This window comes from Clostridium estertheticum (assembly GCF_011065935.2).
GTDB lineage: Bacteria > Bacillota > Clostridia > Clostridiales > Clostridiaceae > Clostridium_AD > Clostridium_AD estertheticum_A.
Map to the genome: position 1 here is coordinate 1,180,517 of NZ_JAAMNH020000001.1, position 19,629 is coordinate 1,200,145.

At 30.9% G+C, this 19,629-nt stretch carries 20 protein-coding genes; 17 read left to right on the forward strand and 3 right to left on the reverse strand.

The genetic code is table 11. The features are described 5' to 3' along the window. Positions 1–46 precede the first annotated feature (46 nt). On the forward strand, positions 47–1,576 hold the full coding sequence (locus G9F72_RS05405; RefSeq protein WP_164958793.1) for a GTP pyrophosphokinase family protein: 1,530 nt from the start codon (positions 47–49) through the stop codon (positions 1,574–1,576). Positions 1,577–1,876: 300 nt separating this feature from the next. Here the strand turns inward: G9F72_RS05405 and G9F72_RS05410 are convergent, their stop codons facing one another. Next, positions 1,877–2,098 (reverse strand): hypothetical protein, encoded by a 222-nt coding sequence (locus G9F72_RS05410; RefSeq protein WP_164958794.1) that lies wholly within the window; start codon positions 2,096–2,098, stop codon positions 1,877–1,879. Positions 2,099–2,617: 519 nt separating this feature from the next. Between G9F72_RS05410 and G9F72_RS05415 the strand changes: the two genes are divergently transcribed. The 9 genes from G9F72_RS05415 (at position 2,618) to G9F72_RS05455 (ending at position 10,806) form a co-directional block, all read left to right on the forward strand. Then, entirely contained in the window at positions 2,618–3,241 is a 624-nt protein-coding gene (locus G9F72_RS05415) for a DUF47 domain-containing protein (RefSeq protein ID WP_202054881.1), read from the forward strand. Positions 3,242–3,252: 11 nt separating this feature from the next. After that, complete coding sequence (locus tag G9F72_RS05420; protein WP_164958795.1) at positions 3,253–4,251, forward strand: inorganic phosphate transporter; 999 nt, start codon at positions 3,253–3,255, stop codon at positions 4,249–4,251. 381 nt (positions 4,252–4,632) lie between these two features. After that, positions 4,633–5,808: a NupC/NupG family nucleoside CNT transporter gene (locus tag G9F72_RS05425; protein ID WP_164958797.1), complete on the forward strand. Its 1,176-nt coding sequence runs from the start codon at positions 4,633–4,635 to the stop codon at positions 5,806–5,808. A gap of 339 nt (positions 5,809–6,147) precedes the next feature. Further along, a complete protein-coding gene (locus tag G9F72_RS05430; RefSeq protein WP_164958798.1) occupies positions 6,148–6,720 on the forward strand; it encodes a DUF5317 family protein in 573 nt (190 codons plus the stop codon). 104 nt (positions 6,721–6,824) lie between these two features. Next, the gene (locus G9F72_RS05435; RefSeq protein ID WP_164958799.1) at positions 6,825–7,310 is read left to right on the forward strand and encodes a hypothetical protein; all 486 of its coding nucleotides are present in this window, start codon (positions 6,825–6,827) and stop codon (positions 7,308–7,310) included. Next, positions 7,294–7,935: an accessory gene regulator ArgB-like protein gene (locus G9F72_RS05440; protein WP_164958800.1), complete on the forward strand. Its 642-nt coding sequence runs from the start codon at positions 7,294–7,296 to the stop codon at positions 7,933–7,935. The genes G9F72_RS05435 and G9F72_RS05440 overlap by 17 nt, the downstream gene beginning before the upstream one ends. Before the next feature lie 19 nt (positions 7,936–7,954). Further along, positions 7,955–8,089, forward strand: a complete 135-nt coding sequence (locus G9F72_RS05445; RefSeq protein WP_164958801.1) for a cyclic lactone autoinducer peptide — start codon at positions 7,955–7,957, stop codon at positions 8,087–8,089. Positions 8,090–8,157: 68 nt separating this feature from the next. Continuing rightward, complete coding sequence (locus tag G9F72_RS05450) at positions 8,158–9,849, forward strand: diguanylate cyclase (protein ID WP_164958802.1); 1,692 nt, start codon at positions 8,158–8,160, stop codon at positions 9,847–9,849. A gap of 78 nt (positions 9,850–9,927) precedes the next feature. Beyond that, complete coding sequence (locus G9F72_RS05455) at positions 9,928–10,806, forward strand: SPL family radical SAM protein (protein ID WP_164958803.1); 879 nt, start codon at positions 9,928–9,930, stop codon at positions 10,804–10,806. 40 nt (positions 10,807–10,846) lie between these two features. Here G9F72_RS05455 and G9F72_RS05460 read toward each other — a convergent pair whose 3' ends face one another. Further along, on the reverse strand, positions 10,847–12,169 hold the full coding sequence (locus G9F72_RS05460; protein WP_164958804.1) for a replication-associated recombination protein A: 1,323 nt from the start codon (positions 12,167–12,169) through the stop codon (positions 10,847–10,849). 440 nt (positions 12,170–12,609) lie between these two features. Here G9F72_RS05460 and G9F72_RS05465 point away from each other — a divergent pair, with 440 nt between their 5' ends. The 4 genes from G9F72_RS05465 (at position 12,610) to G9F72_RS05480 (ending at position 15,797) form a co-directional block, all read left to right on the forward strand. Continuing rightward, on the forward strand, positions 12,610–13,041 hold the full coding sequence (locus tag G9F72_RS05465) for a MarR family winged helix-turn-helix transcriptional regulator (RefSeq protein WP_164958805.1): 432 nt from the start codon (positions 12,610–12,612) through the stop codon (positions 13,039–13,041). 27 nt (positions 13,042–13,068) lie between these two features. Further along, complete coding sequence (locus G9F72_RS05470; protein ID WP_164958806.1) at positions 13,069–13,548, forward strand: glutathione peroxidase; 480 nt, start codon at positions 13,069–13,071, stop codon at positions 13,546–13,548. A gap of 362 nt (positions 13,549–13,910) precedes the next feature. Continuing rightward, positions 13,911–15,080 (forward strand): ABC transporter permease, encoded by a 1,170-nt coding sequence (locus G9F72_RS05475; protein WP_164958807.1) that lies wholly within the window; start codon positions 13,911–13,913, stop codon positions 15,078–15,080. A gap of 21 nt (positions 15,081–15,101) precedes the next feature. Then, positions 15,102–15,797: an ABC transporter ATP-binding protein gene (locus tag G9F72_RS05480; protein ID WP_164958808.1), complete on the forward strand. Its 696-nt coding sequence runs from the start codon at positions 15,102–15,104 to the stop codon at positions 15,795–15,797. Positions 15,798–15,837: 40 nt separating this feature from the next. On the opposite strand, the gene G9F72_RS05485 is transcribed toward G9F72_RS05480, so the two are convergent. Next, positions 15,838–16,263 carry a MarR family winged helix-turn-helix transcriptional regulator gene (locus G9F72_RS05485; protein ID WP_164958809.1) on the reverse strand — a complete coding sequence of 142 codons (426 nt, stop codon included), beginning with the start codon at positions 16,261–16,263 and terminating at the stop codon, positions 15,838–15,840. Between the two features lie 238 nt (positions 16,264–16,501). Here G9F72_RS05485 and G9F72_RS05490 point away from each other — a divergent pair, with 238 nt between their 5' ends. The 3 genes from G9F72_RS05490 (at position 16,502) to G9F72_RS27345 (ending at position 19,616) form a co-directional block, all read left to right on the forward strand. Next, complete coding sequence (locus G9F72_RS05490; RefSeq protein WP_164958810.1) at positions 16,502–17,449, forward strand: DsbA family protein; 948 nt, start codon at positions 16,502–16,504, stop codon at positions 17,447–17,449. 571 nt (positions 17,450–18,020) lie between these two features. Next, on the forward strand, positions 18,021–18,386 hold the full coding sequence (locus G9F72_RS05495) for a DUF4180 domain-containing protein (protein WP_164958811.1): 366 nt from the start codon (positions 18,021–18,023) through the stop codon (positions 18,384–18,386). 87 nt (positions 18,387–18,473) lie between these two features. Beyond that, the gene (locus G9F72_RS27345) at positions 18,474–19,616 is read left to right on the forward strand and encodes an aldo/keto reductase (RefSeq protein WP_164958812.1); all 1,143 of its coding nucleotides are present in this window, start codon (positions 18,474–18,476) and stop codon (positions 19,614–19,616) included. The last annotated feature ends 13 nt before the right edge of the window (positions 19,617–19,629 follow it).

The following is a 19,629-nucleotide window of genomic DNA, read 5'->3' on the forward strand; positions in this document are numbered from 1 at the left end:
AAAACAACAAATAATAAATTCATATAATAATATTAGGAGGAATCCAGTGGAACTTAAAATGTTTAGCTTCATTGATGATGTGACAGAATATTTAGAAAGTATAAAAAGTGATTTGGAAATTGTATCAAAGGATATAGAAATATATTTTGAAGAACTTATATTGTCCAACAATGAAGAATATTTAAATATAAATTCAAGAGTAAAATCAGGTTCAAGTTTAAGAGAAAAAATACTTAGAAATAATTATTATAAAAAATATAAAACCCCTGAACAACTTATTTCAAATCTTTCAGATTTAATAGGCATTAGAATTGAATGCAGATTTGTTGAAGATGAAACTAAAATATATAAGGTATTGAAAAAGCATTTTAATAAAATATATTCTGATGGATATAATTACAATAATTTAAATGAAAATATAAGGTTAGATTTGTCAGATAAGCAACCTCAGAGACAGAGAAACGGATTTGAAATATTTAGAATAGATGGAGTTTATCGCCACAGTAATTCTGTCATAAAATTTGAACTTCAAATTAAATCCCTTGTAAATATATTTTGGGGAGAGATTGAACACAAAATAATTTATAAGAATAACACATATATGGTAATGCATAATTTTTTAAGTGATATAATGGGTTCTATTAAGAAAAATCTCTCTATGATAGATAATCAACTTCTTTTAATATATAATCAATTCAATGAGGAAGATGCAATTAATCCAGAGGCTAGGAAAATACAGTTAGAGATGTTACTTTCTAAACTCATTTATGAAATTTTCTCAAAAAGAATGAAAAACAGTATTGGGATGATTGTGGATTTCGGAGAATCTTGTGAGACAATAATGAAATATATTTTCAGAACAAATAATGCTGAAAACTTAGATGATTATACTAACACAATAACAAAAACAATTTCAAGACTTAATGACCTTTCTAAAAATGAAATGAACTTCAATAGTAAGATAAAATTTGAGAGAGAAATTTTATTGGATGATGAGTTTTCGAGCATTATCGGAAACACAATACTAGATTCAATTAATAGTGACTTTCAGTTTAATTTATTTTTTAGAATATTATTTGAAATAGAATTTGAAAATAATGCTGAAGACTTCGAAACGTTCATAAGCTTCCTTAGGAATAGATTCTATGATAATAAAAGCTTTTTAAATTTATATTTATGTTTCGAAAAAGAAGAAGTATATGAAATAGTAGATTCTATAATGAAGCAAATAGCTTACAGCTTTAAAAATATTGATTCCATAAAATTTATATACGACTATAATATAGATGCAATAAATGAAGTTGTAAATGAAGTTATTAAAATAATATGTACAAATATAAATTCATATGAACAGTGGCAAACAATTAAAGATATTTATTTAGAGTTGTTTAATTTAAAGATACTCGCAGTTTTTAACTATAAAATTAAAACTGATAAAGCGAATAAACTTATTCAGAAGATAAATAATTATTCAGGAAAAATAGAAATAAGTGCAGAGGTATTAAAGCATTTAAATAAATTAGAATCATCATCTGAAATTAAGGCTCATGATGTCTTAAAATTAATTAAAGTGTAATTTTATTAATTAATAAAATTAATAAAATTAGTATGGGAATTGCTGTAGTAGTAATTCCCATACTCCAAGATATGAGGATTTATAATAACCAATCTAGCCAAGTGTTATTACGTCTCCCTCAAAGGATATCTAAGGTGTAGCTACATGTTGTCTCGCCTATAACCCCTTCCTCCGTAACAATATGTCCTATAATTTGAGTATCACCTTCATTTTCAATATAATATTTAGGAGCAATTTAAATAACTGGTCTATATTAAATAAGGAAAGGAATATAAATTCAATTTATATTCCTTTCCTTATTTAATATTGTGTAAGTACAGCCAGTAACAGAATAATGGTAATTATTACGCCAATTATTGCTTTAATTCTAATGAAATCTATTGCACCTTCCCTTTCAATTGGATTAGCGTCTCGTCTTAAATTCCAAAAAACTTGAAAACCAAAAACTTTTTTTGGATATATAATTGAATATATTCCCATTGTCATGGATACACCCAAAAGTATTAATGTGAAAATTAGCATATTCCTCCCTCCTTTCATTAATTTTTAAAACTATTTTAAGTTTTACGTAGAGTAAAATCTAAATAAACAAAATAAACCTTCATAATAAACCAATTTAAAATTCACAAAAATACTATTGTGTCCTTATTTAATTATACAACATATTAATGTAATTATTCAAATATTTAACATGATTAAATATTTGGTTTTTACAGTATCCTTCTCTGTATTAAAAAACTGAAGTAAAAATTGCTCTCCGCTACGAAATTCAGTTATCAATTACTTTGTGATTATATTCCCTGCAGATTATAAAAGATGGTATGATGTTTTTGACTCAAAAAATTGCAATCCAAGAACACTGGGGGAGGGTGGCGTCCTTCTTGCCTGCGCTGAGCAGTATATAGTGTATGAGAATAAATATCGCAGACTAACTAAGGAAAAACATTGAAAATTAATTATCTTATTTCAAAGTATGACAATTAGTGATAGAATATTTATGGACCATTATTAAAGATAGTGCGCAGAAGGGAGATACGATCAATGAAAGGTTACACACGAAAGAAAGATAAGTTGTTTTTAATGCTTTTAGACATTTCTGCCAACTTAAAAGAGGGAGGCCAGTATTTTCTTGATTTTAAAATTAAGGAAGAAAAGCATCTTGATGAATTTCAAAAGAAAATGAAGGAGTATGAGCATAAGGGGGATAGCTTTGTTGATGAAATAATAAAGGATTTAAATAATACCTTTATTACTCCAATTGAGCGTGAAGATGCAATGGAACTTGCGCTACATATGGATGAAATTCTTGATGGACTTGAGGAATGTGCAGCTCATTTCTATATGTATAACATATATGAAATAGACAATTATATGGTGGAGTTTAGTGATTTATTAAACAAATGCATAGTTGAAATACATAGTGCTGTTGATTTGCTTTCACAGAAGAAGCTTACACAAATAAGACAGCATTCAGTTAAAATAAAAGAATATGAGGAAAAGTGCGATATTCTTGAAAGAAGAGCAATAAAGGAACTTTTTGAAAAAGAGAAGGACATAGTCAGACTCATTCAATATAAGGATATATATAAACTTCTTGAAAATACCGCTGATGAATGCCAAAAGGTTGGTAAAGTACTTGAGACGGTAGTAATGAAGAATGCGTAAGGAGAACTGAGATGAGTACATCATATTTTATGATTAGTTTAACCGTTATTCTTGCACTTTGCTTCGACTTTATTAATGGTTTTCATGATACTGCAAATGCAATTGCAACAGCTGTATCAACAAAGGCATTAAGTCCAAGACGTGCAATTATGATTGCCGCTTTAATGAATTTTCTTGGAGCAGTAGCCTTCACTGGGGTTGCAAAAACCATCTCTAAGGATATAGTAAACCTAAACTTAATACCTAATGGAGCTGTAGTTATACTTGCAGCACTTGTTTCTGCTATAGCATGGAACCTTATTACATGGTACCTTGGGATACCAAGCAGTTCATCCCATGCACTTATAGGTTCAATTGCGGGTGCGGCCATTACATCTGCAGGGATTTCATCCATAAACTATAAAGGCTTTGTATCAATAATAAAGTCATTACTCATATCACCCATACTTGCCTTTGTAGTAGGCTATATTGTGTTCACTATTTTTAAACATGTATTTAAAAACTTAAACCTTTCAAAAACCAATATAAGATTTAGAAGGCTTCAGGCTATTACAGCTGCGGTTCAGTCCTTTGCTCATGGAACAAACGATGCTCAAAAATCCATGGGAATAATAACAATGGCTCTTGTAAGCAACAATTTGATAAAGCCGGGAAATATACCCTTATGGGTACAAGTATCTTGTGCTGCATCGATGGCACTGGGTACTTCCATAGGAGGCTGGAGAATAATAAAGACAGTTGGAACACAAATTATGAAAATAAGACCTGTTAACGGTGTGGCAGCAGATTTGTCATCCGCTTTAATAATATTTGGAGCATCTAAATTTGGCCTTCCAGTTAGTACAACCCATGTTATATCATCTGCAATAATGGGAGTAGGTACATCTTATAGAGTAAAGGGAGTAAAGTGGAATACAGGGAAAAAAATGATAATTACCTGGTTTATAACACTTCCAATATCAGCAACATTAGCTGCAGTTATATATATGTTTATGAGTATGTTTATATAATTAGAAAACAGAAACAGTTTGCTAACACATCCAATTTCTGTTAATAGCTCAGATATGTTAGCAAAAACTGGCAACGATAAGAATATATCCAAATTTGGTTATAAAAATTGTTCCAGTTTTTGTAAGGGGTCTGACCCCGAAATGGAGTTGCTTAGATGAAAGCAACTTTTATTTTTTTACGCTATGTATACCTTCTTCCGTGGATTCATGTCCTACAAAAGCGTTGTGTGAGGACTACATCATGGACCGTGGAAGCTACAAAAATGATTGAAGCTGGGGCTACTCGAATAGGGATAAGCTCTGGTATTTCTATAATTTCTTAAGAGAGAGAAATGAATTAACATAAGATAAAACTTATACTATTTAAGGAGGAGCATTAAGATGAAATATATTATTGGAATTATCGGATTAATTGTTGTCTTAGGGCTCGCATGGATTACTAGTACTGATAAAAAAAAGGTGAAATACCGACCTATTGTTAGAATGATTATTTTACAATTCATATTAGGATTTATTTTACTAAATACTGAGGTTGGTAATGTTTTAATATGTGGAATAGCGGATGGCTTTGAATTATTGCTTAAATGTGCTGCAGAAGGTGTAAATTTTGTATTTGGTGGATTAGTTAACGCTAATCAATTTACTTTTTTTATAAGTGTCCTTTTGCCAATCGTATTTATTTCTGCTTTGATTGGAATTCTACAGCATTGGAAGATACTACCGTTTATAGTTAAGTATCTCGGTTTAGGCTTAAGTAAAATTAATGGTATGGGCAAACTAGAATCTTATAATGGAGTAGCAGCAGCTATTCTTGGTCAATCAGAAGTATTTATTTCATTAAAAAAAGAACTTGGTCTATTGCCAGAACATCGTCTTTATACTCTTTGTGCATCAGCTATGTCAACTGTATCTATGTCAATAGTTGGTTCTTATATGGTTCTTTTAAAACCTAGATATGTTGTAACAGCACTAATTTTAAATTTATTTGGTGGATTTATTATAACTTCAATTATAAATCCATATACAGTAACAGCAGAGGAAGATATTTTAGAAATTAAAGAAGAAAAAAAGCAATCATTCTTTGAAATGCTTGGCGAATATATTATGGATGGGTTCAAAGTAGCTGTCATAGTTGGAGCAATGCTAGTTGGATTTGTAGCCATAATTGCTATGATTAATATGGCCTTCAAGGGTGTTTTTGGTATATCTTTTCAAAATTTACTTGGATATGTATTCTCACCATTTGCTATTTTAATGGGTGTACCTTTCAAAGAAGCAATACCAGCTGCAAGTATAATGGCAACAAAATTAGTATCCAATGAATTTGTTGCAATGACTAATTTGGCTAATATGCATTTAACCGCACGAACAACAGCTATTGTTTCTGTATTTTTAGTTTCTTTTGCAAACTTTTCATCGATTGGAATTATTGCAGGGGCAGTAAAAGGACTCAATGAAAATCAAGGGAATGTCGTTGCTCGGTTTGGACTTAAACTACTATTTGGGGCAACCTTAGTAAGTATATTAACAGCAACTGTTGTTGGTTTAATTGTATAAGATAAAAACCATTGATAAATTAGAGTCTATTATGAGCAAAAAAATTGCAGCAGGAGCTAATGCAATAGTACTAGTAACAAACCACATACATAATTTTTAGCAAGGCGATGACATCCAGTCATCGCCTTATTCATCTACAGACTTAAGTTCAAAGTTATAGACAAAACTTAAGGGTAACATGAGAAGAAATAATTGTGTTACCCTTAAGTTTTATAAGATTATTACGATAATTTAATATATTACTGCTGGTACTCATTTTCTGAAGGTAGTTGGGATAGCCGTTGAAAATATCTAAATAGAAATAGTTTAATACTCAAATTTTGAATGTGAGGAACATATATGATCGAACCAATACTCCTAGCACTTTTTTTTGCGAAAATAAAAGGGTACAAAGTAAGACCACTTTTTAAAATATGGGCAATATACCCAGTATTTATATTTATACTAATATATTTAATTTTAGAGGTTATGATATTTAATAACAATTATACATTTATAAAGTATACCAGTATTTTTCATTATCTTTATCTTTTAACATTTTTGATTTTGATTATCAAATATAAACTTAATATTAGCGCAATTATAGGGTCAATATTTATTTTTATTGGAAGTGCTTTAAATAATATAGCAATAGCAGCTAATAATGGGAAAATGCCAGTATTCCCAACCTTATCATACTTAACTGGCTATGCAAAGCCAGATTCTTTTATGAAGGTTAAAGATATACACATTTTAGGAAGTTCAGTAACTAAACTTAAATTTTTAACAGATATAATTGATGTGGGATACTGTGTTATGAGTATTGGAGATATATGTATAAGAGTTTTTGCATTTATCATTATATTTAATACAATAAAAGTCATTAATGAAACAAAGATAATAAAGGATAAAACTCACATGAATAGTATTTAAAATTAATTAATATACAAATAAATATATCCTATTTTGTAACATTAATGATATAATTGTTGTTATATGCAAAAATATTCATAGGATTGTTAAGAGAGGAATAAAAGATGTTAAAATTGTCTTTATTAGAAGTGTTTTTAAGAGCTCTGCCAGAATCGTTTTTAGTTATTTTCGCAGTTTATGCGTTTTCTAAGACTGTTATTAATGTAAAAAGATATATAATATCAAGTATACTTTATGTTATTTCCCTTTATTTAATAAGGTCATTACCAATTCAATATGGGGTACATACTATTCTTAATATTATAATGATTATTGTATTAACTGCTAATATAAATAAAATTGTTATAATTAAATCCATACAAGCAAGCATTATGGCATTGATTCTATTATTTATTTGTGAAGGAATTAATATGATTATAATTAAATATATATTTAAAGTGAATGTGATTAATATATTATCTAATACGTCAGAAAAAATATTAGATGGCATTCCATCATTGGTTATTTTTGCAGCTACGGTATTTACATATTACTTCTATTTAGCTAGAAGAAAAAAGTTGAACGAGGTAATAAATGGAGAAATTATCTAATAATATTGCTAATAAAGTAGCATTAGAGTTATCTCTTGATCATGATAATAGAGAGGTAATTGCCTATGGAACTTTTGCTTTAATGCAGATGTTTGTTTCTATAATTTTTGTATTTCTATTTGGATTGTTGTTTCATGTAGCTTTTGAAGCTCTAATAATTTCTTTTACAGCTGCTTTTCTCAGAAAGTATTCTGGAGGGGTTCATGCAAGTTCGCCAGGAAATTGCACTTTCATAGGCACAATAGTATGTGTAGGACAAGCGTTATTAATATCACTATTAATACGACCTGTGGTTAATTTAAAATTAACTATAGTACTGGGAGTTATGATTTTTATATGGGCCTATTACATAATTTATAAATTAGCACCAGTGGATAGCGCTTCAAAACCTATAGTAAAAGAAGAAAAAAGAAGGCGGATGAAGAAAGGATCTATAATACTTTTAAGTATATATTTAATTATAGCAGTAGTTTTTATCCTGTTGTATTTGAGTAGTGGTGAAAGTAAACTTATTTTTTATGCTTTATGCTTATATTCTGGTATATTATGGCAAGGTTTTACACTTACGACCTTAGGCCACTTATTAGTAGGCAAAGTAGATACCTTTTTAAATCATATATATTAAGAAATGGGGGTAAAATAGTATGAAATTTGTAAAAAAACATTTATTTACTTTAATTGCAGTAGTAACAACTCTTGTAGCAACTTCTGTAGCTTCTTCAGCATGTTGGTGGGCTTCTTATCAGCCTGAAGAACCAAAATGCCTAAGAGAAAAATAATAAGTAGATGAGGTCAGTTTACTGACCTTTTTTATTTATTACAATTAATTTAATGAGGTAGTGATAATATGGGTAATTTAAAAGATGACAAGCAGAAAAAAATTGGCGAAATAGTATCAATAGTAAAATTAGTTTCATTATTATTTTCAGGAATAGCATTTCTAAGATATTTCTTCAATGGCAGTAGCATAGAAGAAGTTACTAGTTATAGTTTTATTTCATTTTTTGTATTAATATTAATATTATTGTCAATATATTTTATATGGTCATTTTCAACTGTTGAAAAAATAAATTATAAATATATTAACATTGTACAATTAATCGAAAATATTGCATTTATTCTATTTTTTATTACTGTTATATTTTATTCAGGAAAAAATGCAAGTGACTATAAATTTATATTTTTATTTATTATAATAACCTCAACGCTGCAACAAGGCATGAAACAAGGTATGATAGTGGCATTTATTTCTTCATCTTTTATATTAGCATTAGACCTGTTTATGGCTCCTAATGTACAAATTAATCAGTACTTTGAAAATGATCTGATTTTAGCTGGAGTTTTCATTCTCACTGCATGGCCATTGGGGTTTTATGTAAAGCTTGAAAATGAACATATAAGAAAACTTGAGGGGCTAGCAAATGAAGATGGACTCACAGGACTTTATAATCATAGGTTTTTTTATGATGCTTTAGGGGAAATAATGAAAATAAGCGAAAAAGAAAATAGTTTAGTTTCGATGATGTTATTAGATATAGATTATTTTAAAATCTACAACGATCTTAATGGACATCAAATGGGTGATGAAGTTCTTAGAACAATTGGGTTTATACTAAAGAATAGTTTTAGAAAAGGCGATGTAGTGTCAAGATATGGTGGAGAAGAATTTGCAATAATTCTTCCAAATACATCTGAGGCAGAGGCTATAAAGCTTGCAGAAGAATTAAGAAGTAAGATAGAAAAAACTTATTTTCGTGGTGAAGAAAACCAGCCAAATGGTAATGTGACTGTTTCAATAGGAATATCAATTTATCCAGGTAAAGCTAAAAATGCTATTGAACTTTTTAAAAGTGCAGATGATGCACTTTATAGGGCAAAGTTTTTTGAAAAAAATAGGGTAGAAAGTTATACTTCTATATTAGATGAATTAAAAATTGATACAGAAGATGAACATATAGATATTATTACAACAATAAAAACTCTGATAAGTGTCATTAATGCTAAGGATAAATATACATATGGTCATGTAGAAAGGGTAGTTATTTATAGTAGATTATTAGCGGATAAACTTGAACTAAATGAAAAAAATAAAAAAGAATTAATATATGGTGCTTATATGCATGACATTGGAAAAATAAATATTCCAAAGGAAATATTAAATAAAAATATGCCATTAACCCCAGAAGAATGGGAAATAATGAAACAACATTCAGTAAATGGAGTAGAGATTATAAAATCGGTTGAATCACTTAAGGAAATTGCCCCTCTAATATTACATCATCATGAAAGATATGATGGCAAAGGATATCCTGATAATTTATATGGAGATAATATACCTTATCTTGTGAGGATCTTAACAGTAGTGGACTGCTTCGATGCTATGACGTCTAGCAGACCTTACAATAAAAGAAAAACTTATCAAGAAGCTGTTGATGAGATTAAGAGATGCAGTGGTACTCAGTTCGATAAAGACATTGTTGATTCCTTTATCGAGGTTATTATGGAAAGTAAAAATGGACTTGGTATTATAAATGCCTAAAAAATGTAAAAGTAAGACTCTAAAACAAACACATTATTATTAAGCAACAAAAAGTATTTCAACAACAAGGAGAATATTATGCATGAAACAGAGGTAAAAGGTATCTTATCAGCTCAAAATGGGATAAATATATACCGTGGCTGTACTCATGGCTGCATTTATTGCGATTCAAGAAGCAAATGCTATCAGATGCATCATGATTTTGAAGATATAGAGGTAAAGCTTAATGCACCGAATGTTTTAGAGGATGGCCTCCGAAGGAAAAGGAAGAAATGTATGATAGGCACTGGGGCAATGAGTGATCCATACATTCACTTGGAAGAAAAACTGGGGAACACCAGAAAGTGTATTGAACTTATTCATTCCTACGGATTTGGACTGGCTATTCAGACCAAGTCTGCAAGAGTTTTAAGGGATCTGGATTTGCTCAAAAAAATTAATGAGAACACAAAGTGTGTAGTTCAGATGACCCTTACTACTTATGATGAAGCTTTGTGTAAAATTATAGAACCCAATGTCAGCACTACAAGAGAACGGTTTGAGGTGTTAAAGATAATGCGTGATAACGGAATTCCTACGGTAGTTTGGCTCAGTCCTATTTTACCATTTATCAATGATACAGAGGAAAATATACGGGGAATTCTGGATTATTGTATAGAAGCGAAGGTACATGGCATTATTTGTTTTGGCATGGGATTAACCTTAAGAGAAGGAAACAGGGAATATTTCTATAAAATGCTGGATGAGCATTTTCCAGGAATTAAGACTCGATATATAGAAAGATATAACTATGCATATCAGTTACCAAGTCCTAATAACGACAGGTTGATGAATATGATGAAAACAACCTGTAAATCCCATGGTATATTGTGTGATATTGAAGAATGCTTCAATTATCTTCATAAATTTGAGGAAAAATTTGAGCATGAGCAGTTAATGCTGCCTGGACTAGATTAGCTGGTGCTGTTTAGAGCCAGCTTAATGACCCGCTAATTAACTATAGCTTTGCTTTAACAGTGTTTATATATTCTAACTTTTCATAAACTTTCTTTTCAAGACCCTCTTGGGTGGGCTTATAATACTGTCGGTGTTTCAAATTATCAGGCAGGCACTGCATGTTAGTAAGTTTTTCATCTGTGCTATGAGCGTACTTGTAGTCCTTTCCATAGCCAAGGGAATCCATAAGTTTTGTAGGGGCATTTCTTAACTGAAGAGGTACACCCTCGGCAATGGTATTTAAGGCATCTTCTTTTGCACTTTCATAAGCAGTAAAAAGAGCATTGGATTTTGGCGCCATTGCAAGGTAAACTACAGCTTGGGTAAGATTTACTGTACATTCTGGCATTCCAATATAGTGAGATGCTTCATAGGCTAAGACTGTAATTTGAAGAGCATTAGGGTCCGCAAGTCCAACATCTTCAGAAGCAAATCGAATTAATCTTCTCGCAACATACAAGGGATCTTCTCCACCCTCTAACATGCGGGCAAGCCAGTAAACAGAGGCATTTGGGTCACTGTTTCTCATAGACTTATGGAGAGCTGAGATTATATTGTAATGTTGGTCTCCTTTTTTATCATAAAGGAGGGTTTTTTTGTTCAGACATTCTTCAATTATTTTTTTAGTTAAATTTAGTTTTCCTGACTCCATAGGCGTACTACTAATTGCCAATTCCAACAGATTGAGCGCTGTTCTGGCATCTCCGTTTGAAAAAACCGCTATAATCTCAAGGAGAGAACTGTCAACAAATATTGGTAGCCCCGCATACCCTCTTTGGTCCAATAGTGCATTTTTTAAAACCTTGATTATGTCATTAATATCTGGAGGGTTCAAAACAAATACTCTAGAGCGTGATAATAAGGCCGAGTTAACCTCGAAGGAGGGATTTTCAGTGGTCGCACCAATGAGAACTATATTACCTTTTTCTACATGGGGAAGAAAAGCATCTTGTTGAGACTTATTGAAGCGATGAATCTCATCAATAAATAAAATAGTTCGGATACCTTGTTGTCGATTTTCTTTTGCTTTTGTCATGACTTCTTTAATTTCTTTTATTCCTGAGGTAGCTGCACTAAAGGTTATGAAATTAGCACAGGTAATTTCTGCAATAATCATAGCAAGAGTAGTTTTTCCAACCCCAGGGGGACCCCATAAAATCATGGAAGAAACATTATCAGATTGTATAATATTTCTCAAAACCTTGCCATTTCCTATAATATGCTCCTGACCCACATATTCCTGAAGAGTTCTAGGACGGACTCTATCAGCCAGTGGAGCCTTATGTAACATCTTATCAAATATTGAATTTTGCACATAATCCATTTTAACACCTTCACTTTTTATTAATAAAATACAAGCACATAAGCTAAGATATTTTTCATTATAACGCTATATTAACTTAATTAGCAAGTGAAAAAATGGTCTCCGCTATGCTATACCAATTTTTTTACAAAGACTCCCGACAGACTGAGCAAAAGGGGTGTTACTGAGCTAAAAAATATATGGAAGGCCTATTAAAGTCTATGGCAAGGAAAGGGCTATTGCCCTCCAATTATTGTAACCTTGTAACTAAATATTAGATATGTAATTAGCTTAGTTCATTGATATATAAGGCTTTATAGTTTGTGTGAATTACAAGATGGAGTAATAAATTGAAATATATTGTTGACGGAGAGGAAAATAAAATGTACAATTACCTTAACGAATTATTAAGTTGAATTCAATTGAATTGAATCAAACTATATTTGTAGAAGAGGCTAATCATGGATAAATACGAAAATATTAAACTAGATAATCAGTTGTGTTTTTCATTATATGCAACATCGAGAGAAGTAATAAAGTTATATAAACCACTTCTTGATAAATATAAGCTAACTTATACACAGTATGTGACAATGTTAGTATTATGGGAAAAAGAAAAAATAACAGTTAAGGAAATTGGTGAAAAATTGCACTTGGATTCAGGAACTCTTTCTGCGGTACTAAAAAAGCTAGAGGGTATGGAATTAATAATAAGAAGGAGATATGCTAAAGATGATAGAGTAGTAGTAGTTGAATTGGAACAAAAGGGTAGAATCCTAAAAGATGAAATACTTGAAGTTCCAGAACAAATATATTCTAAAGTTGGATTAACTGTGGAGGAATTTAAGCTTTTAAAAAATTCCTTAGATGCACTGTTAATGAAAATTATTTAAAATTCAAAATGAAAGGGTGGAATATATATGGGTTTTTATGATTTTTTAGCAAAAAAAAATAATGGACAAGAAATAAAGATGGAAGAATACAAAGGTAAAGTGGTTTTAGTTGTAAATACTGCAAGTAGATGTGGATTAACACCTCAGTTTGAAGATCTAGAAGAATTAAATAGGGAATACAAAGAAGAAGGTTTAGAGATCTTAGGATTTCCATGTACTCAATTCCCAAAGCAATTTTCAGCAAGCAGTGCAGGTATGCAAGAGTTTTGTCAATCAGGCTATGGAGTCTCTTTTACTATGTTTGAAAACATAGATGTGAATGGAGAAACAGAACATCCATTATTTAAATATTTAAAGGGTGAGGCAAAAGGTCTTGTAAGTAAGGAAATAAAGGGGAACTTTACTAAGTTTTTAATAGATTCTGAGGGGAAGGTAATTAAGAGATATGGTCCTACAGTATCTCTACCAAAAATAAAGGCTGATATTGAGAATTTATTAAAAAACTAAAGCGTTTTCATCAAATAAAGCATTAAATAAAAAATAAAAAAATTCATAGAAGTAATTAAAAGGTCGATGCTGTACTAAAGTCAGCATCGGCCTTTTGAATTAATTTATCGACAAATGAAACAATGTTTTATTTTTGGCTCTCTCTGTTCCTTTGCCTCTTTTATGGTTCAACCTATATATTTATCAATAAATTGTGAAGTATTAAATAAGTATGTATATTGTTGTTGACTTTTAATTTATTAGTGTCTATAATAGTTTGCATAGGAACTAATTAATAGTTCGCATGAGAACCATATAAAAATCCTAGCTTCTGCAGAAGCAGGCTTTTTATATAAAGTATGATTAATTGGAGGAGCAAATTTATGAAAACAAACTTTAAAATAGCTTATAGATTTTTAAAATCTAACAAAGGTCAAACAATTCTTATAACAATGGGTATTGCCATAGGTATATCAGTTCAAATCTTTTTAGGGCTACTTATAAAAAACCTGAATGATGACCTTGTTAACAACACAATAGGTAATACTTCACAAATTACTGTAATGGCAAAGGATAAAAAAGACAAACTCTTTACAGACTATGACTCAATTACAAAAGACATTAAAGCAGCCAATGGAAATAAAATTAAACAGGTCATGGGTGTCTTAGACTCTCCAGCTTTAATTCAAGTAGGAGATTCAAGTCAATCCATTATAGTTCGCGGTATGGACTATTCAAAAAACCAGGATATATATGATTTAAAAAATAAAATTATAGCTGGAAGCTTTCCGAGTAGCGAGAATGAAATATTAATTGGGAAGGGCTTAAAAACAGATATTAACCTACAGGTGGGTGATACAATAAAAATTTCAACCCCTGACAAGAGAAATCTTGAGCTGAAGGTTAGTGGGATAGCTGATTTCAAGGTCAAAGAGCTAAATAATACCTGGGCAGTAACAAGCCTAAGCTTTGCACAAAAGCTTTTTAAAGAAGAAGGAAAACTCAGTTCCATAGAAATGAAAGTTGATAAGGGCGACATATTTTCTACAGATGAATTTGCTAATAACTTGTCCCAAGTGATACCTTCTACTTTAAAGGTAGAAAATTGGAAGGGTAATAATGAAAGCTTATTAAATGCCCTTAGCGGACAAAAATCCTCTAGCCTAACCATTCAAATATTTATAATAATCTCTGTAACCATGGGCATATCAAGTGTCCTTGCTATATCAGTAATGCAAAAATCAAAACAAATAGGAATTTTAAAAGCAATGGGGATTAAAAATAGTTCTGCTGCCAGTATATTCTTGATACAAGGTTTGTTACTTGGCATCATCGGCGCAATAGTTGGTACTGGTTTAGGAATAGGCTTGTTCAACATATTCAATATGTTAGTAAAAACCTCAGAGGGTAAACCCCTAATGTCAGGAAACATATACATGGATTTCATAGCAATTTCGGTAGTTTTATCTATAACAGCTTCAGTAGTTGCAGCAGGGGTTGCCGCTAGAAAATCCTTAAAGTTAAACCCAATGGAAGTAATAAGAAATAACTAAATTATACAAGGAGGACTTTATATGAAAGCATTAGAAATTAGAAATATAAATAAAATATATGGTACTAAGATTAAAAACCAGGTGTTATTTGATATTAACTTAAGTGTAGAACAAGGCGAATTTATATCAATTATAGGACAAAGTGGTAGTGGGAAAAGTACATTACTTAATATAATAGGCACACTAGATACCCCGACCAGTGGAGACGTAATAATAAACGGTATAAATATAAATAATATGAGTCAGAACAATCTTGCAGAATTACGAAATCAGGAGTTAGGTTTTATATTTCAATTTCACTATTTGCTGCCTGAATTTACCGTTATGGAAAATGTTTTAATGCCATACATGCTCTCTTCTAAAAAAATAACTAAAGAAGTACTTAAGCGGGCAGAGGAGCTCCTAAGTATTGTTGGTTTATCAAAGGTTAAAAATAATATGGCTACAGATCTTTCAGGTGGACAACAACAAAGAACAGCCGTAGCTAGGGCTTTAATCAATAATCCTAAAATCGTATTAGCCGATGAGCCTACAGGAAACCTAGATTCTGACACCACCGAAGAGGTGTACGAGCTTTTGAGAGATATAAATAAAAAGTTTAACACAACCTTCTTAATAATTACGCACGACAATAGAATTGCAGAGAAAACAGATAGGATAATAGAGGTAAAGGATGGAACAATTATCCCAAAAATAGCACGTTCTAAAGCAAGTTAAAAAAACTTTTGTCCTCTAATTTTTAGAGGACAAAAGTTTTTTATATTTTCTTTAATATATTTTTTAAATTAGTTGTCATTTGTTCCAATTCTTCTCTGGTACAATCTTTAAATATGCTATCAAAGCTCTCATTTATAGTGACCAAAAAATCATTAGCAAAATCAATTCCCTTTTCAGAAAAGGTAACATAAGTATTTCTTTTGTCATCTTCATGCTTTTCCTTTTTTACATAGCCTACTTTTGTAAGTCTTTGAACAATTCCAGAAACGGTTCCCTTAGACAAGCTCATTTCCTCACAAATTTCAGAAATAGTAATTTCTTTTTTATGAGCTAATAGTTTTATTACTATTATCTGCTGATGAGTCAGACCACTATCGCGAAGACTGTTACTGATAACACTCATGGTTCTAGAACTGATTTCTTTTATAAGCATAACAATATTAAATGCCTCTGAATTATGATACATATTTAACACCTCTATATATATTTTATACCAAAATTAGTTTGCATGCAAATAAATTTTATAGTTATCTATCAAATGTAATAACATCAAATCTTGTGTGAAATATGCTGATGCGAACTTTGGTAATTGAAAAACTCATTTGAAAGTTCCTCCTTAGGCACTGCTCTTAAGCTTATTCAACAATGGACGATAAAATATAAAGATACAGATTGCTTTGCAAACCAGATGAAAGGGGACAAAAATGAATAATAATAATAATATGTTTTGTGACATCGACGCAGTTTCATGCGGAATAGATAGTGAAAAAGAAATGGAGTTAACTAACTTAAATATCCCTAAAAATAAGATAGATCTTTATTATTTTACTGACCCAATGTGCTCTCATTGCTGGGCATTTGAACCTGTAATAAGACGTTTTAAGGCACAATATGGCCATTACTTTAATTTCAGTACTTTTATGGGTGGATTATTGAAAAACTGGGATGGCTTTTCAGACTCAGCTAATGGTATTTCTGTTCCATCAGACGTTGCTTCCCATTGGAGAGAAGTTGGTGAGCATACTCGTATGCCTATTGATGGTTCCTTATGGTTTGACAACCCAATTGTGTCCTCCTATCCTGTTTCCCGCGTATTTAAAGTAATTAATCAAAAGAATGAGAAACTAGCTAAAGTATTTTTACGCAAAGCAAGAGAGGCAGTTTTTCCTTTTAACCAAAACATTGGAGAAGAAAAAGTGCTAATTGAAATTGTGAATAATCTAGGAATGAATGGAGAGGAAGTAGTTAAGGAATCAACTCTTTCAAAGAGCCAAGAGCTTTTAGAAGAAGACTTTGCCTTTGGTAGAAAACTCGGAGCAGAAGTATTTCCAACAATTATTATGGTTAACAAGGAAAGTAAAGCCATTAAAATTGTAGGTGCCCGCTCTTTCAATAGCTACGTGGATGGACTTTCACAGCTTTTTACTGAAAAAGAAGAACTTAAGCCACTTCCTCAGCCATCACTATCAACACTTTTAGAAAATAATACGAAATTATTTTCTAGGGAAATTGAAGAAATGTACGATTTAAAGCAAAATGAAGTTATCCCATTTATTGAAAAAAACCTCTCACCGTCTGAATATGAGATTAAAGAGATTCTTGGCGAGGTGTATATAAGAAGCAAAAATCAGGTTCTTTTAAAAGAAAAATAAAAGAAAAAACTCACATTTTTCTTATACTTCATTAAAATTAAATAATTATATGATAAAAACTATGCTAATTAAGTTATTTAGCATAGTTTTTTTGTTGTAAAAATCACTGTTAGCAACAAGAAATCCTCACTACATTCCAATTTCTTGAAGCGCCTTCGGGGGTGTTTATGAGTGAAGCGAATTTGCTAAATGGTTAATAATTCTATGATATAATACTATTAGATCAGGCTACACTAAAAAACAATTGTTGAGTCTGATGATAAAGAGCAAATTACAAAAATGAAAACAAATGGGTTTATAGGTGCGATAAAGTTCTAGTTTAGTGGAGATAGATGATAAAAAATATATAAGGAGGAAATAGTATGTTAATAGAGGCGAAATAGAACAGATTATAGAAACTTATACAGATGAATTAACAGGAGATGGGTACGATATAATAAAAGTTAGTGGAAATATAGTAGTAAAAACAAACGGAATAATTTATGTGCCAGGAGATATAGAAGATGGTAAAATTACAACGTGGAAGCCATTAATCAATATATAAAATCAAGTCTATCATTGGAGGATAATTATGAAAATAACTAAAATTAATCAGAATGACGTAGAAATTGCTGTTGTAAGCAGTAGTGAGATACTAATAACTGATGTTCAGTCATCATTAGATTTTATGGCAACAGTAAATTATGAAGTAGGTTGTGATCGTATAATTTTAAATAAATCTTCAATATGTGAGGACTTTTTCAACTTAAGAACACGGCTTGCAGGAGAAATATTACAAAAGTTTATTAATTATCAAATAAAAATCGCTATAGTTGGTGATTTTTCTGTGTATTCAAGTAAGAGTTTGAAGGATTTCATCTATGAGAGTAACAAAGGGAAAAATATATTTTTCTTGTCAAATGAAAAACAAGCTGTTGATAAATTGAGCATTGGCTAAGTCTGAGGATGAGTATAGTTGACCTTAACGTAATGTAATCGTAGGTAAAATATAATTATGTTTTATATTTAAAAGGAGGGTACGGATGTGAAGTATACTGAATATGGAAAAACCCAAAAAAAAGTTTCTGTAGTTGGCTTTGGAGGGTTAAGATTTGATTTAAGTAAAAGTGATGAGGAAAATGCAGAATTAATTAAATATGCCTATAGTAAAGGAATAAACTATTTTGATACTGCTCCCGGATATTGTGATGATAGAAGCGAGAATATATTTGGTGTTGCTTTTAGAGAAATGATAAAAGAAGGAAAATCAGATTTTATTGTTTCTACTAAGGGAAAACCTAAGGTATATGATACCGCAGAAAAGGCAGTTAATGCTGTAAAGACCTCTTTAAAGAGATTAGGAGTTCCTAAAATTCATTTTTATCATGTTTGGTGTATAAGAAAGATGGAGCACTATGAATTGTGCATGAAAAAAGGAGGGCAATACGAGGGATTACTTAAATGTAAAGAGGAGGGTTTGATAGATCATATTGTATTTTCCTCTCATCAACCAGGTGATCAAGTAATAAAGGTGCTAGATGAAAATAAGTTTGAAGGAGTTACCATGGGAATTAATTTACTTAACTTCCCGTATAGATGGAAGGGAGTAACCCATGCTTATAAAAATGGATATGGTGTTGTGGCAATGAATCCCTTAAGTGGAGGTTCTATTCCTAATCATGAAAAAGAATTGGCTTTTTTAACAAAAGACGGAGAAACAGCCACAGAAGTAGCCTTGAGATTTAACATATCTAGTCCTGAAATTACAATAACTTTAGTTGGGTTTGGAAGCAAGCATGATATTGATGAAGCTTGCAGGATAGCTGATGAATCAAAGCCTTTTACTGAGGGAGATATTAATAAGCTAAGAAATGCATTAGGCGAAAATATGAATGAGATTTGTACAGGCTGTGGATATTGTAAAGTTTGTCCAAAGGGAATTAATATACCAGGGTACATGTTGTTTTATAATGAAAAACAAATGTTTAAGAAAAGTGATGAAGAAATGATTCAGTCTGTTTATGGCTTAGAATATTGGAATTATTCTATGAGTAATAAGAAATTTGCTGCTGAATGTGTTAAGTGTGGCAAATGCCTTGAAGAATGCACCCAACACCTTCCTATAATAGATAGGTTAAAACAAATTGCAGAATGGGAAGAAAAAGGAACTAATGATGTAACTGTATAAGGTGTCTCTCAAA

Bases quoted from the DNA above. Each gene is read 5' to 3' on its own strand.
- G9F72_RS05475 (WP_164958807.1), top strand. From the start codon at position 13,911: ATGAAAACAAACTTTAAAATAGCTTATAGATTTTTAAAATCTAACAAA.
- G9F72_RS05470 (WP_164958806.1), top strand. From the start codon at position 13,069: ATGGGTTTTTATGATTTTTTAGCAAAAAAAAATAATGGACAAGAAATA.
- G9F72_RS05465 (WP_164958805.1), top strand. From the start codon at position 12,610: ATGGATAAATACGAAAATATTAAACTAGATAATCAGTTGTGTTTTTCA.
- G9F72_RS05420 (WP_164958795.1), top strand. From the start codon at position 3,253: ATGAGTACATCATATTTTATGATTAGTTTAACCGTTATTCTTGCACTT.
- G9F72_RS05480 (WP_164958808.1), top strand. From the start codon at position 15,102: ATGAAAGCATTAGAAATTAGAAATATAAATAAAATATATGGTACTAAG.
- G9F72_RS05490 (WP_164958810.1), top strand. From the start codon at position 16,502: ATGAATAATAATAATAATATGTTTTGTGACATCGACGCAGTTTCATGC.
- G9F72_RS05415 (WP_202054881.1), top strand. From the start codon at position 2,618: ATGAAAGGTTACACACGAAAGAAAGATAAGTTGTTTTTAATGCTTTTA.
- G9F72_RS05445 (WP_164958801.1), top strand. From the start codon at position 7,955: ATGAAATTTGTAAAAAAACATTTATTTACTTTAATTGCAGTAGTAACA.
- G9F72_RS05460 (WP_164958804.1), bottom strand. From the start codon at position 12,169: ATGGATTATGTGCAAAATTCAATATTTGATAAGATGTTACATAAGGCT.
- G9F72_RS05455 (WP_164958803.1), top strand. From the start codon at position 9,928: ATGCATGAAACAGAGGTAAAAGGTATCTTATCAGCTCAAAATGGGATA.
- G9F72_RS05425 (WP_164958797.1), top strand. From the start codon at position 4,633: ATGAAATATATTATTGGAATTATCGGATTAATTGTTGTCTTAGGGCTC.
- G9F72_RS05485 (WP_164958809.1), bottom strand. From the start codon at position 16,263: ATGTATCATAATTCAGAGGCATTTAATATTGTTATGCTTATAAAAGAA.
- G9F72_RS05435 (WP_164958799.1), top strand. From the start codon at position 6,825: ATGTTAAAATTGTCTTTATTAGAAGTGTTTTTAAGAGCTCTGCCAGAA.
- G9F72_RS05430 (WP_164958798.1), top strand. From the start codon at position 6,148: ATGATCGAACCAATACTCCTAGCACTTTTTTTTGCGAAAATAAAAGGG.
- G9F72_RS05410 (WP_164958794.1), bottom strand. From the start codon at position 2,098: ATGCTAATTTTCACATTAATACTTTTGGGTGTATCCATGACAATGGGA.
- G9F72_RS05440 (WP_164958800.1), top strand. From the start codon at position 7,294: ATGGAGAAATTATCTAATAATATTGCTAATAAAGTAGCATTAGAGTTA.
- G9F72_RS05450 (WP_164958802.1), top strand. From the start codon at position 8,158: ATGGGTAATTTAAAAGATGACAAGCAGAAAAAAATTGGCGAAATAGTA.
- G9F72_RS05495 (WP_164958811.1), top strand. From the start codon at position 18,021: ATGAAAATAACTAAAATTAATCAGAATGACGTAGAAATTGCTGTTGTA.